Source organism: Clostridium weizhouense (assembly GCF_019431045.1).
GTDB classification, from domain to species: Bacteria; Bacillota; Clostridia; order Clostridiales; family Clostridiaceae; genus Clostridium; species Clostridium weizhouense.
Genome location: NZ_JAHXPT010000005.1, coordinates 18,412 through 33,645 on the forward strand (window position 1 = coordinate 18,412; position 15,234 = coordinate 33,645).

Sequence of the window (15,234 nt, forward strand, 5' to 3'; positions counted from 1 at the left end):
CTCCGTAGTTTAGAATTGATTTAAAAATCTCATATCACTTTCATATAATAGTCTGATATCATCTATACCGTACTTAAGCATTACCATTCTATCAACACCAAATCCAAATGCAAATCCGCTATAAACTTCTGGATCTATTCCACAATTTCTTAATACATTTGGATGTACCATTCCGCATCCTAGTACTTCTATCCATCCACTACCTTTACATACTTTACAACCTTCTCCCCCACATACGAAACAAGTTGCATCCATTTCAGCGGATGGTTCTGTAAATGGGAAATGATGTGGTCTAAATTTTGTTACAACTTTATCTCCAAACATCTTTTTAGCAAATAGTTCTAAAGTTCCTTTTAAGTCTGCAAAAGTAACTCCTTTATCTATAACTAAACCTTCCATTTGATAGAATATAGGTGAATGAGTTGCATCAACTGCATCTGATCTATAAACTTTTCCTGGAGAAATCATCTTTATTGGTGGTTCTTGTTTTTCCATTGTTCTAATTTGAACTGGAGAGGTTTGGGTTCTTAAAACTATATTATCATTTATATAGAATGTATCTTGCTCACTTCTTGCTGGATGATCCTTTGGAATATTTAATGCTTCAAAGTTATAATGATCAAGCTCTACTTCTGGACCTTCTTCAACAGTAAATCCCATTGAAATAAAAATTTCCTTCATACTTTCTAATGTTAAATCAAGTGGATGTCTTTTTCCTATTACCTTTTTCTTTCCTGGAAGAGAAATATCTATAACTTCACTAGAAAGCTTACTTTGCTTTTCTTTTTGTTTTATATCACTTGCAATTTGTTCTATTTTATCTTCTAATATGCTTTTTGCTTCATTAACTAATTTACCTATTAGAGGTCTTTCTTCAGGTGATACACTACCCATTCCTCTTAATATTGTAGTAAGTTCTCCTTTTTTTCCTAAGAATTTAACTCTTATTTCTTCTAATTCACTGCTTTTTGAAACACTTTCAAGTTTTTTCAATGCAGCTTCTTGAATTTCTTTAAGTTTTTCTTTCATTTCTTTTCTCCTTTCAATATTGGTAATATTTTAAGTTAATATTAAGTACTGTGTTAGACACATAATATATGTCTTATTTAAAGCAAAAAAAATCCATCCCCCGAAAAGGGACGGATTATCCGCGTTACCACCCTAATTGAAACTTATAATAAATATAAGAATCCAACTTAATATTTTAACGGTATTACCGCTAACTACTACTTTAAAACTTCACAGTTAGGACTCCCGAGTGAACTTCAATATTATTTCTTTTAAAAAAGCTTTCAGTCTATGGCTTTTTCTCCCTGCAAATTTCTTAATATCTACTCTCTCGTTCATAGTCTTTTATTATTTAATTCTATATAATTATACAAATAAACCATTTTAATTTCAATAGATTAATCTAACTTTTGTTTAAATAGAATTTTGTCGTACCTTTTCATAAATTATAATTGATGTAGCTATTGCTACATTTAAAGATTCAGCTCCTCCTGGCATAGGAATTTTTACTCTACTATCTGCTAACTTTAAGACTTCTTCTGAAACACCATTACCTTCATTACCAACAGTAAGTATTACTTTTCCTGATAATTCTTCTTTAAAAAAATCTTTACTACTTTCAAGAGAAGTTACTAATAATTTAAATCCATCATCTTTTAACTTTTTTATTAATAATAAATCATCATCATAATAAATTGGAAGATGAAAAAGCGAACCCATAGTTGCTCTTATTGTCTTTTCATTATATATATCAACTGTTCCTTTTGAAAGTATTATTCCATTAACTCCAGCAGCATGTGCAGTTCTAATTATTGTTCCCATGTTTCCCGGATCTTGCAATTTATCACAAAATAAATAAAAATCGCCTGAAACATCAAATTCTTTTTGTTTCATATCAACCACAGCTATTATACCTTGAGGATTTTCTGTAGATGTTAAATCTTTAAATAAGTTATCTGAAATGCAGTATATCTTTACCTTATTTCTTATTTCATCTCCAAAATAAAATTCTATTTTTTCATATGCATTTTTAGTTAAAATTAAATAATCAATATCTAAGTTTGCTTTAAACCCTTCATCAATTAATCTAAAACCTTCAATAACATATTTATTATTTTTATTTCTGTTTTTTCTATCTTTTAATTTTTTAGTTTCTTTATATAAATTGTTATCTTTACTTTCAATAAAAATCAAAGTATACACCTCAATTAATTTAATCTTACTATCATTCCTTCAAGCTTACTTAAATCTTTTGCTGATCCTATAGCAACTATTATATCATTAGCATTTACAATATCCTCTGCATAAGGAGAAATATTTATATCATCACCTTTTTTAATTGCCATAACATTTATTCCATATTGACTTCTTAACTTTATCTCTCTTAAACTCTTACCGTTCCATTCTTCTAATGCTTGGATTTCCATTATACTATAATCTGGAGATAGTTCAATATAATCTAATATACTTGATGAAACTAAATTATGTGCTACTCTAACTCCCATATCTTGTTCTGGTAAAATCACTCTATCTGCACCTATCTTATATAGGACTTTAGAGTGTATTTTATTATTTGCTTTAGCTATTATATATTTAACCCCTAGCTCCTTAACAAGTAAAGTTGCCATAACACTTGCTTGTATATTAGCACCAATTGTAACTATTGCAACGTCAAAATTTCTAAGTCCTAATGTTCTCAATGCATTTTCATCAGTAGCATCCATTTGGACTGCATGCGTAACATTATCAGAAATTTCTTGTATTATATCTTCATCTTTATCAATTACTAAAACATCATTACCTAATTCATATAGAGTTTCTGCAACAGAAGACCCGAATCTTCCAAGTCCAATTACAACAAATTGTTTATTTGTCAAACCACTTCACTCCTATCCTATTAATATCTTGGCTTCAGGATATTTGTATCCTGTTTTCTTCTTTTTAGTTACTAATGCTAAAATTACCGTTACTGGTCCAACTCTACCAAAATACATTGTAATTGCTATTACTATTTTACCTATTGTTGATAACTGTTGAGTTACTCCAGTAGTTAATCCTACTGTTCCAAAAGCAGACGTTGCTTCATAAAGTAAATTTATAAAAGATTGATCTGGTTCTGTTACTGTTAGAATCATAGTGACTACCATTACTAGAATCATTGCAATAACAAGTAATGTGAAAGCTCTATAAACTATATCTTTTGAAAATCTTCTATTAAAAACTTCAGTATCTTCTCTTCCTCTTAATACAGAAATTACAGTAAACATTAAAATACCGAATGTAGCTGTTTTTAATCCTCCTGCTGTAGATCCTGATGATCCTCCAATAAACATTAATAGTATTGTTACCAACTTTCCTGACATAGACATTCCATCTGTAGAGATACTATTAAATCCTGCTGTTCTTGGAGATACAGAGGCAAAATATGCATTTAAAATCTTATCTTTGAAATTCATATTTCCTAATGTATTTGGATTATTATATTCAAAAATTAATATTAATAAAAATCCACCTATTATTAATCCAGTAGTCATTAAAAGAACCATTTTAGAATTAGCCGATAATCTTTTAGCACCTTTATAATTATATATTTCAAGCCAAACTGCAAATCCCAGTCCTCCAATAATAATCAATATACTTATTGTTAAAAGTATAACTACATTACTTGAATAGCCTACTAAACTATTAAAATTTCCAATCAAATCAAATCCTGCATTACAAAAAGCAGATATAGAATGAAATAAACTATAAAAAATACCTTTTACAAAACCAAATCTTGGTATAAATTGTGTCGATAATAATAATGCGCCACAAAATTGAACAGAAAATGTTAATGCAAATACATACTGAACCATTCTTACTAAACCTTCAAGATTAAATGTATTCATAGCTTCCTGCATAAGTAATCTATCTCTTAATGTTATTTTTTTACCTAGCAATATTGCTATAAATGTAGTAAGAGACATGAACCCCAATCCACCTATTTCTATTAAGATTATAATTATAGTCTGACCAAATGGGCTCCAATAAGTTCCTGTATCTAATGTAACAAGTCCTGTAACACATACTGCTGATGTTGATGTAAAAATAGCATCTATAAAATTTGTATATTCACCAGAAACTGATGAAATAGGTAAAGTTAATAAAAGTGCTCCTATTAATATTACTATTGCGAAACCTAATGATAATACTTGTACTGCGTCAAGTTTTACCTTTTTAGTTAAATACTTTGCCATATACTCACCTCTAAAGGTTAAATTTTCACCTAATTAAAAATAATATTTTATTTTGTCTGTTTTTTATTATTTTTATGTGGATTTTGATATAATATATGCTTCTAATTAGATACTATTAATTCAAGACAGAATTTTTTTATAAAAGATTATAAATATAATAACTTAATTAGAGCATATATATTAAATAATTATCAAAAAATTTCATCTAAATAATAATTCTTTAATATATAAATAAAATGCGACCTAAGTCGCATTTTAAATTAAGCGTTTATTTGTTTTTTAGCAACTTCTACTAAATCTGCAAACGCTTTTGGATCATTTATAGCTATTTCTGATAACATTTTTCTGTTTATATCAATTCCTGCTAATTTAATTCCATTCATGAATTTTGAATATGAAAGACCATTCATTCTTGTTGCTGCATTTATTCTAGCAATCCATAATCTTCTATAATCTCTCTTCTTATTTTTTCTTCCAACATAAGCATTTCTTAATGCTCTAATTACTGATTCGTTAGCAGTTTTAAATAACTTACTCTTTCCACCGTAGTATCCCTTTGCAAGTTTTAAAACTTTTTTATGATTCTTACGAGCGTTTTTTGCTCTTTTTACTCTTGCCATGCTTTAAACCTCCTGTAATCTATCCAAATTATAGATATGGTAATAATTTCTTCATTACTTTTTCTTGTGATTTTGACACGTAGCCAGCTTTTCTAAGATTTCTCTTTGTTTTAGAACTTTTCTTAGTTAGGATATGGCTCTTAAAAGCTTTAGCTCTCTTAAGTTTTCCTGTTCCTGTCTTCTTAAATCTTTTTGCTGCACCTCTATGACTTTTCATTTTTGGCATGATAAAATCCTCCTCTCAAGTTATGCCTTTTTAGGGCCTAAAACCATTGTCATGTTTCTGCCTTCCTTTTTAGGATGTTTTTCTATTTGGCAGACATCTTGTAATTTATTTGCGAAGTTGTCGAGAATCCTTTGCCCAATATGAGTAAGTTCCATCTCTCTACCTCTAAACCTAACAGTGATTTTAACTTTATCTCCATCTAGTAAGAACTTTCTAGCATTTTTTGCTTTTATTTCAATATCGTGTTCTTCTATGGTAAGACCAACTCTTACTTCTTTGATGCTTATAACTTTTTGTTTTTTCTTTGCTTCTTTTTCTTTTTTAGATTGCTCATATATGAACTTACCGAAGTCCATTATCTTACAAACTGGAGGGTTTGCATTTGGTGAAATCATAACTAAATCTAATTCTTGTTCATCTGCTATCTTCATAGCTTCTCTTGAAGATATTACACCTAATTGAGATCCATCATTTGCAACTACTCTTAATTCCTTTTGTCTTATTTCTTCATTAATAAAATAATCTTTACTAATACTTTTCACCTCCGAATAGCTATATACATAATAAAAAGACGGCAACATTGCCGTCTTGTATTATCACTACTTTAAATCTAGAGATATTAACCATACTAGTAATTTAAAAACTGTATGGTGAGAAACGGCTCTGTTTCTTCTTGACAAAAATTATTTTATCATTTCTCTTATAATGTGTCAATACTTTTTACATTTATTTTTTTATTTATACATTTATTGCATCCTGTGCAATATTCTACTCTTTCACCAAATACACTATTTATAGTCTCTAGAAACTCTTTATTTATAGAATTTTCCTTTTTATGAATGATGATTTTTTTGGGAGTATTTGTGATTAGTCCACTTATCAATACATCTTCAGTACTTACATCACTTATTCTTTTACAATCAGCAAATTCTTGCATAAAATTTTTTAACAAATCTCTTTCATCATTATCTGTTACTATATATCCTCCATCATCCTCTATTATTATATTTATCAAATCTATTTTACACTCTTGTATATCAACAAAATATTTTAATAGTTTTACAAATTCCTGATATTCTTTTTCAACTATAAAGTCTTCTACAATCTTTTGTATTATTTTTTCTATATCTTCTCTAAGTTTTCTCATTCTAAATGTAATAAAACCATTTATATTAATTTCTTGTTTTTCTTTTATACACTCTCTTATTTCTTCAACTATTCCATTCATTTTATTTAAATAATATACAGAATTCATATCTTTTAAACAATCTTCACATTTTAACACTTTTATTATTTTATCTTCTACTTCTAATATTTCATCTTGTTTTAAGAAAAAATAACTTTCTGTCAAAAATTCAAGCATTTCCTTTTTTCTATAATTATCAATTACTATTCTATATAAAATATTACTTACATATAAATTAATTATATCTTCTACTTTTTCATTATACGATTCTTCTTCACAAATAATTTTAATAATATGTGTTTCTCCTTCAATACTCTCTACTAATCCTATTATTATATCTTTTTTCTTTAATAATTCTCTTAGTTCTTGTAATTCACTTACAAAATCTAAGTCCTCATTATAAGCTAATTTTAAAACAAGCATGGATTTCACTCCCTTCTTACATTAGTATGTAGTAAAATTAAATGAGTTATGCGAATAAAAAAATTCTTTAATTCCCATTTTAATCGGGTATTGTATTTTTAATAATATTGTAGTAACTTTTTATTAGGCACATAAACGAAAATAATATACTAAAGATGCGTTGTTTATTTTTAGCAGACTGGATACAATTTTAGTTAATATAGATCTATTAACTGAATTTTCTTACACAGTATAACGTAAAGCAAATATACTAATCTGTTATTTTTGATAGTGCCTTAACCAATATTAAAGGAGCATTATTATGTATTGTTTTATAGATTATAGAGCAACTAAAGAAGAACTGAATAACCTAATCAAACTGAATATAGAGCCCATATTAGTTCCCAAATATTCAAATGTATATGAAGCAATAAATGGACATCCAGATATTCAATTGAATATCTTAAAAAATGGATCTAATAATCAAATAATTGTGCAAAAAAATATATGTAAAGATTTTATAAAAACTTTAAATCATAATAATATAAAATATATTATTTCAAAAACCTCCTTGTCTAATACATATCCTGGAGATATAATTTTAAATTCATTAATTCTTGATAACTATTTTATACATAATCTAAAATATACCGATAAAAATCTTTTAAACTCCCAAAATTCTAAAAATTTAATTAATGTTTCTCAAGGTTATACTAAATGTTCTGTACTTCCTATTAATGACAAAGCACTTATAACAAGCGATATAGGAATTTATAAAAATTTAACCAATTTAAATTTTGATATTCTTTTACTCCCACCTGGTGATATAATTCTTCCTTCATTAAACTATGGATTTATAGGAGGTACTGGTGGAATGATATCTAAAGATAGGATGGCTTTCTTTGGTGAATTAGAAAATTATAAATGGGGTAATGAAATCAAAAAATTTCTCTCTAAATATAATGTATCTCCTATTTATTTAAGAAAAGGTAAATTAATAGATAGAGGCAGTTTACTCATCATTTAAACATCAGTAAAATTTTTAATCATCTTCACTATATAATAATATGATTTTAATTTTGTTCTGTTCCTAATTAATATTCTTATAATTGTATAAAGAACAAAAAAATATGCCTTAACATTAATTTGTTAAGGCATATTTTTTATATTTCAACCGAATCATTTTATTAATTAAACTTGGTTTATATAAATAAATATATATATTGTTTATACTAAAGTCTATATTCTTTTTAAACATTTATAATTCTTATTTAATATAATAACTTTATATTGAGAATTCTGTTTATGATAATAATATTAAACCTATTTTAAATATAACTTTTATATCAATATTTTTATTTTGTATTATTTTTTAATAAAGTTCCTATATCTTCAGTTGTAAATTTATATTTTGTATTACAAAAATTACATACTATTTCTTCTGACTTTCCTTCATCATATATTTCTTGTAAATCACTTTTCCCTATAGAAATTAAAGCTTTTTCTACTTTTTCTCTAGAACAATCACATTTATATTCTGGATATATTGAATCTAGTATATTTAAATCCATTCCTTCAAAAATAAATTCTAGTATTTCCTCTATAGTTTTTCCTTCCAATATTAATGAAGTAATAGGTGGAATCTCTTCTAATCTATATGTTACTAAATCTGCTAATAACGGATCTGCACCTGGCATCATTTGAATTATAAATCCTCCTGCTGCTTTTATTGATAAATCTTTATCAACTAAAACGCCTAATGATACTGCTGATGGTGTTTGCTCTGATACTGTAAAATAATAAGCAAAATCTTCTGCAATTTCCCCACTATATATTGGCACTTGACCTACATATGGATCTTTTAAACCTAAATCTTTTATTACATATAAAAGACCATCTTTACCAATAGCACCACCAACATCTAATTTACCTTTTTCATTAAGTTCTTTATTTATATGAGGGTTTCCTATAAAGCCTTTAACACTTGCATCATTATGAGCAGTTATTGTTATACCACTTGCTTCTCCCCCTCCATTGATTTTTAATGTAACTGATTCTTTATCAGATTTTAGTGTAGTACCCATTAATGTTCCTGCTGTAAGCATTCTTCCTAATGCTGCAGCTGCTACTGGAGTACAATCATGTATTTTACTTCCTTCACTAACTAAATTGGTTGTAATCCCTCCAATTATTCTAATCATACCTTCTTTTGCTGTTGCTCTAACAATTTTGTCTTTCATAAATATCGCCTCCATTATTTACTTACAACGTAAACTATTCTTTCACTCTTTTCATCCACGTCTTTATTAATGTATCCCTCAAATTTCCCAATCACTTTAAAACCACATTGTCTCAAAGCTTTCTCTATATATTCTTCCTTATAAGCTTTTTCTATATGTTCTTCTTCAAACTTTTCATATAAACTAGTATTCTTATCCTTAACGAAAAAGGTTAAAAACATATTTAATACTTCATCTTCAAAAACATTTTCCCATGTATAAAAAACCTCATCTGAATTATATGTATATATATTATTCCCTAATATATTTGATAACTTATAATAAGAGTTTATGTCAAATATAAATAATCCATCTTCTTTTAAATGATCATATACACCTTTGAAGTATTCAATTAAATCCTCATTATCTGTAATATAATTAGTTGAATCAAGTACAGATGTTATTAAATTAAACTTATGATTTAATGACAAATCACACATATCTTGACATATTATTTTAGCTTTAATTTTGTTTTTTTTAAATTTATTAAAAGCTATATTTAACATATCTTCTGATAAGTCTACAGCATAAATATTTTTAAAATATTTAGCAACATTTACACCTACATTACCTGTCCCACATGCTAAATCTAAATAATCTTCATATTGTATTTGATATTCTTTACATAACTCTAATATTCTATTACTAACTAAATTATAATCTATATCTTCATATATTAATTTATCATAAATATTTGCAAACTCTCCATAAGCCATAAGTTGTTAACCATCCTTAAATATAATTATTCCAACAATTATATTATATCTTAATACTTAATTAGTCAACTTTATGGCTTATTTTATAGACTATATAAATTTACTTTAAAATATATAAACATTTCTATTATGTTTTATATGATTTAATATATTATTTTTCTTTATCTTGAATACCATCATTACCATCTACTATTTGATTATTAGTTGGCATTTTAAGTTGTTTTTTACGTTTAGTCATAAGTCCTCCTATACGTCCAGTCTCTTCTGCTGAAAGACCACCCCAACCTTCTTTATTTACTTTATCACTTAAGCCTAGTTCTTCTGCAATTTCATATTTAAGTTTTTCTCTCATCTTTTCAAGTTCTGTAAGTTCTTTATTTGATTTTATTTTTGATTTTATTATTTTTTTTAACGGTGTACTACTCATCTATCTATCAACTCCTCTCAAAAAATAAATAATAAAATTTTAAAATTAAACTACTTATTAATAAATATATAAGTTCCAACAAAATTTGTTCATTAATATAAATCTTAGAATATTTATAAATGATATAACTAATAAAGTATATCCATGAACTTATATAAAAAATTTATTATATATATATTTCTAATTTTTGAGTATTAATATACATAGTTACTTTATATAAAAAATTAGAAATTTAGTAATTTAGATTAGAACATATATATTAATTTATTTTTATTATTTCACTAATACTATGTTCTGAATACATTATTAGTATGTACTAAACTTTAATATGATATTAAAATTTTTAACTTATTTCTCACCTTATACTTGATATTTTTATCATATTTAACTATAGTATTTGTATATTGTATAATTGTAAAACAATAAATTAGGAGGGATTATCGTGTATAATATCGCAATAGTTGGGGCTACTGGAAATGTAGGTAGAAAATTTTTAGAAATCTTAGATCAAAGGGATTTTCCAGTAAAAAATTTATATCTTTTCGCCTCTAAGAAATCTGAAGGTAAAGTATTAAAATTTAAAGGAAAGGATTATACTGTTGAGGAAACATGTGAAAAGAATATAAAAGATAAAAAAATAGATTATGCACTTTTTTCAGCAGGTGGAGACGCAAGTAAACAATTTGCACCTATATTTGCTTCATATGGTGCTGTAGTAATAGATAACAGTAGTGCTTGGAGAATGGATCCAGAGGTACCTCTTGTAGTACCTGAGGTTAATCCCGAAGATATAAAACTTCACAAGGGAATAATTGCAAATCCAAACTGTTCAACAATTCAAGCAATGCCTATTATGAAAGCCTTAAATGATAAATATGGAATTAAAAGAATAGTTTATTCAACTTATCAAGCAGTATCTGGAGCTGGTGTTCAAGCCATAAAAGATTTAGAAGACGGACTAAACGGAATTGAACCAAAAAAATTTCCATATCCTATAGCAGGTAATATATTACCTCATATAGATGTATTTTTAGATAATGGTTATACTAAAGAAGAAGAAAAAATGATCAAAGAAACAAGAAAAATTCTTCATTGTCCTGATCTTAAAATCACTGCTACTACTGCAAGAGTTCCAGTATTAAACAGTCATAGTGAAAGTATAAATGTTGAGTTTAACTCATCATTTGAAATTGAAGATATTTTTGAATTATTAAGAAACACTAATGGTGTAACTGTATATGATGATGTTAAGGACTTAAAATATCCTACACCACTTTTAGTTTCAGGAAAAGATGATGTTTATGTAGGTAGAATTAGAAGAGACTTCAGTGTTGATAATGGCCTAAACCTATGGGTTGTAGGTGATAACATAAGAAAAGGAGCAGCTCTTAATGCTATTCAAATTGCTGAAATAATGATCCAATCTAACAATTAATAATGGAGGAATTTAAATGTCAGTATTTGAAGGTTCAGGTGTAGCTATAATTACTCCTTTTGATGATAATGGAGTAAATTATGATAAGCTAAAAGATTTATTAGAATGGCACATTAAAGAAGGTACAGATGCTATAGTTATTTGTGGTACTACAGGTGAAGCCACTACAATGACAGAAGAAGAAAAGAAAAAAACAATTAAATTTACTGTTAATGTAGTAAACAAAAGAATACCTGTAATTGCAGGTACAGGTTCAAATAATACTAATTCTGCTATCGAAATGAGTAAATATGCAGAAAGTATTGGTGTTGATGGACTTCTTGTAATTACCCCTTATTATAATAAAACATCTAAAAAAGGATTATTAAAACATTTTACTGCTATAAACGATGCAGTTAAAACACCTATAATTCTTTATAATGTACCAAGTAGGACTGGTGTAAATATTACCCCTAATGATTTAATGGAAATATCTAAATTAAGTAATGTAGTTGCTATAAAAGAAGCTAGTGGCAATATAAGTCAAATAGTTGAAATGAAAGCATTATGTAAAGATAAAATAGATATATACTCAGGTAATGATGATCAAATCGTACCTATTATGTCTCTTGGAGGCAAAGGGGTTATATCTGTTTTAGCTAATGTTATTCCTAAAGAAGTTCATGAACTTACAAAAAACTGCTTAAATGGTAAGTTTAATGAAGCTCTAGACATTCAGTTAAACAAATTATCTTTAACTAATACTTTATTTATAGAAACTAATCCTATCCCTGTTAAAACAGCAATGAATCTTATGGGTTTACAAGTTGGATCTTTAAGACTTCCACTTTGTGAAATGGATGATAAAAATCTAGAAATATTAAAGACTGTTTTAAAAGAAAATAAATTAATATAAGGTGATAAAATGATTAGAATAGTATTAAATGGTTGTTCAGGAAAAATGGGAAAAGTTATTACTGAATGTACAACTAAATTTAAAAATTTAGAAATAATTGGTGGAATAGATAATTTTTCTTCTGAAACTTCTTATCCTATATATAAAAATACAGAAGAGTTGAATATAGACTATGATGTTTTACTAGATTTTTCAAGAGCTGATGCTTTGCAAGGTTTAATAAGTTTAACTGAAAAAACAAAAAAACCTTTAGTTATATGTTCAACTGGTTTTTCAGATGAAGATTTAGCATTAATAGATGAAAAAAGTAAAACTTTACCTTTATTTCGTTCGGCTAATATGTCTCTTGGAGTTAACCTAATAAATTCTTTATTAAGAAAAGTAACACCACTTCTTTATGGTAATTATGATATTGAAATAATTGAAAAACATCATAACCAAAAAGTTGATTCTCCTAGTGGTACTGCTGTATTACTAGCTGATACAATAAAAGAATCTATAATAGAAGAAACCACATTTGTATATGGACGTTCTGGTTCATCTAAGAGAAAAGAAAATGAAATTGGAATTCATGCCATTAGAGGTGGTTCTATAGTTGGAGATCATGATGTTATATTTGCCGGAAGTGGCGAAGTAATAGAGCTATCTCATAAAGCTATATCAAGAGAAGTGTTTGCAATCGGTGCTTTAAAAGCTTGTGAATATATGGGCACTATATCTGACCCAGGTCTATATAACATGGATGATGTTATAGGTATAACTAAATAAACTTAAAGGATATTAACATTCTTTAAATAGGAGGCTTAAAAAGTCTCCTATTTAATTATAAAAAAATAGACCTAAAGCTAGGTCTATTTTGTATAATTACTATTTTCCTTCTATATATGCCTTATCAAAGTATATAAAACCTAATGGTGATACACTAACACCTTTTACATAGTCTTTTATGCCTTTAACTTTTACTTGATAATTTAATGGAATTACTGGCATATCATCCATTAATATATCTTCTGCTTGATGTAATATTTCAGATCTCTTATTTTGATCTGTTTCAACTTTAGCAGTTCTTATTAACTTATCATATTCAGGATTATTATATCCAGCACAATTTTGTCCCGATGTACTTTCCCACATATCTAAGAATGTCATTGGGTCTACATAATCCCCGACCCATGAATGGAATCCTATTTCATATTGTTTTGCAGTTCTTGTAGTTTGGAATACTTTCCATTCTTGACTTTGAAGTTGAATATCTATTCCTAAATTAGTCTTCCACATATCTTGAAGCGCTTGAGCAATATCACCATTTGGATTAGTTGGATTAATAAGTGCTACAAGTGTTGGGAATCCTTCTCCATTTGGGTATCCAGCTTCAGCTAATAATTTCTTAGCTTCTTCTACATCACCTTCTGGTTTAAAGTATTGTTTTTCAGCAAAATCTTTTCCATCTGAATCTTTAATTCCTGCTGCTACAAATCCAGTTGCTGGGGATTGACCACCTTTTAGTATATTTTTTATTATAGATGGTCTATCAATCGCAAGATTCAATGCCTTTCTAACTCTCTTGTCTTGTAATACTTTTGTTGCATTAGGATCAATTGAATTTACTGTATCAGAAACATTTATTACATAGAATCCTGTTCCTAATAACGGGAATTTTTTCCCTGTACCATCAGCTAAAGCGCCTTCAATTTCTGATGTTGGCACAATATCTACCATATCAAAAGTTCCGCTTTTAAAACTTGCCCAAGCTGATGTATCTTCTGTAACAAGTTTTACATCTACTTTATCAAGTTTTACATTTGATGCATTATAATAATTTTCATTCTTCTCTAAAACTATTTCATCTTTCATTCCATATTTGGTCATTTTAAAAGGACCATTAGAAATATAAGTTTCAGCATTTAAAGCCCATTGCGGATTTGATTCAACAACTTTTTTATCTACAGGTAAATAGCATGGAAATGCTGTTAATTCTAAGAAATAAGCACATGGTGCAGCTAATGTTACTTGTAAAGTCTTATCATCAAGTGCTTTTATAGCAACATCCTCTAAACTACCCTTACTTTGATTATAAGCTTCTGCGCCTTTTATATATGACATTTGAAATGCATATTCAGAAGCAGTTTCTGGATTTAATACTCTCTTCCAAGCATATTCAAAATCGTTTGCAGTAATTGAATCTCCATTTGACCACTTAAGATTATCTTTTAAGTGAAAAGTATAAACTATTCCATCTTCTGAAATATCACATTTTTCGGCTACACCTGGAACTGGTTTATTATTCTCATCTAATTTGTATAAACCTTCAAATGCATTCACTATAATCGTTCCACTATCAATAGCAGAAGTTAATGCTGGATCTAAAGTTTTTGGATCTGCATTTAAGTTATAAGTTAAAACTTGTCCAGATGAAGATTTAGATGATCCACCTCCACATCCTGTCAAAACTGAAACTCCTAAAGTCAATGCTAAAGACATAGCACATAACTTCTTAAGTTTACTTACTTTCATTATTTTTCCCCCTTAAATTATAAATATAGTTTATTTTATAATATTTAGTAATTTTAACACATAATCACATCTAATGATTAGCATCTACAGCAGTCATAATTATATTAATATAAGCATTATAATTGCTTTCTATCGGATAATGATTTCTAATTTCAATTAAAAATACACAACCCAAACAAACCATAGACAACGGTTGCATAAAACTAAATATTTTTTATCTAATAGCTATATATCTCTTTATATTTTTATAAATAACTTAAAAATTCCTATCTTTTATAGATACGATTTCT

At 27.3% G+C, this 15,234-nt stretch carries 16 protein-coding genes and 1 other annotated feature; of the genes, 4 read left to right on the forward strand and 12 right to left on the reverse strand.

Annotated elements, in window-relative coordinates:
• Positions 1-9 precede the first annotated feature (9 nt).
• From pheS to ytxC, 8 genes are all read right to left on the reverse strand, one after another.
• Positions 10-1,029 carry a phenylalanine--tRNA ligase subunit alpha gene (pheS, locus tag KYD98_RS07900; protein ID WP_219779072.1) on the reverse strand — a complete coding sequence of 340 codons (1,020 nt, stop codon included), beginning with the start codon at positions 1,027-1,029 and terminating at the stop codon, positions 10-12.
• A 103-nt stretch (positions 1,030-1,132) separates the two neighbouring features.
• Positions 1,133-1,356, reverse strand: a binding site (T-box leader).
• A gap of 66 nt (positions 1,357-1,422) precedes the next feature.
• Complete coding sequence (locus KYD98_RS07905; RefSeq protein WP_219779073.1) at positions 1,423-2,202, reverse strand: TrmH family RNA methyltransferase; 780 nt, start codon at positions 2,200-2,202, stop codon at positions 1,423-1,425.
• A 14-nt stretch (positions 2,203-2,216) separates the two neighbouring features.
• On the reverse strand, positions 2,217-2,885 hold the full coding sequence (locus KYD98_RS07910) for a potassium channel family protein (RefSeq protein ID WP_219779074.1): 669 nt from the start codon (positions 2,883-2,885) through the stop codon (positions 2,217-2,219).
• A gap of 12 nt (positions 2,886-2,897) precedes the next feature.
• On the reverse strand, positions 2,898-4,244 hold the full coding sequence (locus KYD98_RS07915; RefSeq protein WP_219779075.1) for a TrkH family potassium uptake protein: 1,347 nt from the start codon (positions 4,242-4,244) through the stop codon (positions 2,898-2,900).
• 260 nt (positions 4,245-4,504) lie between these two features.
• A complete protein-coding gene (rplT, locus tag KYD98_RS07920; protein ID WP_219779076.1) occupies positions 4,505-4,864 on the reverse strand; it encodes a 50S ribosomal protein L20 in 360 nt (119 codons plus the stop codon).
• Positions 4,865-4,892: 28 nt separating this feature from the next.
• On the reverse strand, positions 4,893-5,090 hold the full coding sequence (rpmI, locus tag KYD98_RS07925) for a 50S ribosomal protein L35 (RefSeq protein ID WP_090089354.1): 198 nt from the start codon (positions 5,088-5,090) through the stop codon (positions 4,893-4,895).
• 20 nt (positions 5,091-5,110) lie between these two features.
• Positions 5,111-5,632 carry a translation initiation factor IF-3 gene (gene infC / locus KYD98_RS07930; protein WP_219779077.1) on the reverse strand — a complete coding sequence of 174 codons (522 nt, stop codon included), beginning with the start codon at positions 5,630-5,632 and terminating at the stop codon, positions 5,111-5,113.
• Between the two features lie 158 nt (positions 5,633-5,790).
• The gene (ytxC, locus tag KYD98_RS07935; protein WP_219779078.1) at positions 5,791-6,699 is read right to left on the reverse strand and encodes a putative sporulation protein YtxC; all 909 of its coding nucleotides are present in this window, start codon (positions 6,697-6,699) and stop codon (positions 5,791-5,793) included.
• Positions 6,700-7,000: 301 nt separating this feature from the next.
• Between ytxC and KYD98_RS07940 the strand changes: the two genes are divergently transcribed.
• The gene (locus tag KYD98_RS07940; RefSeq protein ID WP_219779079.1) at positions 7,001-7,705 is read left to right on the forward strand and encodes a DUF6873 family GME fold protein; all 705 of its coding nucleotides are present in this window, start codon (positions 7,001-7,003) and stop codon (positions 7,703-7,705) included.
• Between the two features lie 328 nt (positions 7,706-8,033).
• On the opposite strand, the gene hslO is transcribed toward KYD98_RS07940, so the two are convergent.
• The 3 genes from hslO to KYD98_RS07955 form a co-directional block, all read right to left on the reverse strand.
• Positions 8,034-8,918: an Hsp33 family molecular chaperone HslO gene (gene hslO / locus KYD98_RS07945; protein ID WP_219779080.1), complete on the reverse strand. Its 885-nt coding sequence runs from the start codon at positions 8,916-8,918 to the stop codon at positions 8,034-8,036.
• Between the two features lie 14 nt (positions 8,919-8,932).
• On the reverse strand, positions 8,933-9,673 hold the full coding sequence (locus KYD98_RS07950) for a class I SAM-dependent DNA methyltransferase (protein WP_219779081.1): 741 nt from the start codon (positions 9,671-9,673) through the stop codon (positions 8,933-8,935).
• Between the two features lie 151 nt (positions 9,674-9,824).
• On the reverse strand, positions 9,825-10,100 hold the full coding sequence (locus tag KYD98_RS07955; RefSeq protein ID WP_219779082.1) for an alpha/beta-type small acid-soluble spore protein: 276 nt from the start codon (positions 10,098-10,100) through the stop codon (positions 9,825-9,827).
• 442 nt (positions 10,101-10,542) lie between these two features.
• Between KYD98_RS07955 and KYD98_RS07960 the strand changes: the two genes are divergently transcribed.
• Genes KYD98_RS07960 through dapB form a run of 3 tightly spaced genes read left to right on the forward strand, consistent with a single transcriptional unit; the run spans position 10,543 to position 13,198 of the window.
• A complete protein-coding gene (locus tag KYD98_RS07960) occupies positions 10,543-11,535 on the forward strand; it encodes an aspartate-semialdehyde dehydrogenase (RefSeq protein WP_219779083.1) in 993 nt (330 codons plus the stop codon).
• A 16-nt stretch (positions 11,536-11,551) separates the two neighbouring features.
• Entirely contained in the window at positions 11,552-12,430 is an 879-nt protein-coding gene (gene dapA / locus KYD98_RS07965; protein ID WP_219779084.1) for a 4-hydroxy-tetrahydrodipicolinate synthase, read from the forward strand.
• 9 nt (positions 12,431-12,439) lie between these two features.
• Positions 12,440-13,198: a 4-hydroxy-tetrahydrodipicolinate reductase gene (gene dapB / locus KYD98_RS07970; RefSeq protein ID WP_219779085.1), complete on the forward strand. Its 759-nt coding sequence runs from the start codon at positions 12,440-12,442 to the stop codon at positions 13,196-13,198.
• Positions 13,199-13,297: 99 nt separating this feature from the next.
• Here dapB and KYD98_RS07975 read toward each other — a convergent pair whose 3' ends face one another.
• A complete protein-coding gene (locus KYD98_RS07975) occupies positions 13,298-14,944 on the reverse strand; it encodes a peptide ABC transporter substrate-binding protein (RefSeq protein WP_219779086.1) in 1,647 nt (548 codons plus the stop codon).
• Positions 14,945-15,234 lie beyond the last annotated feature (290 nt).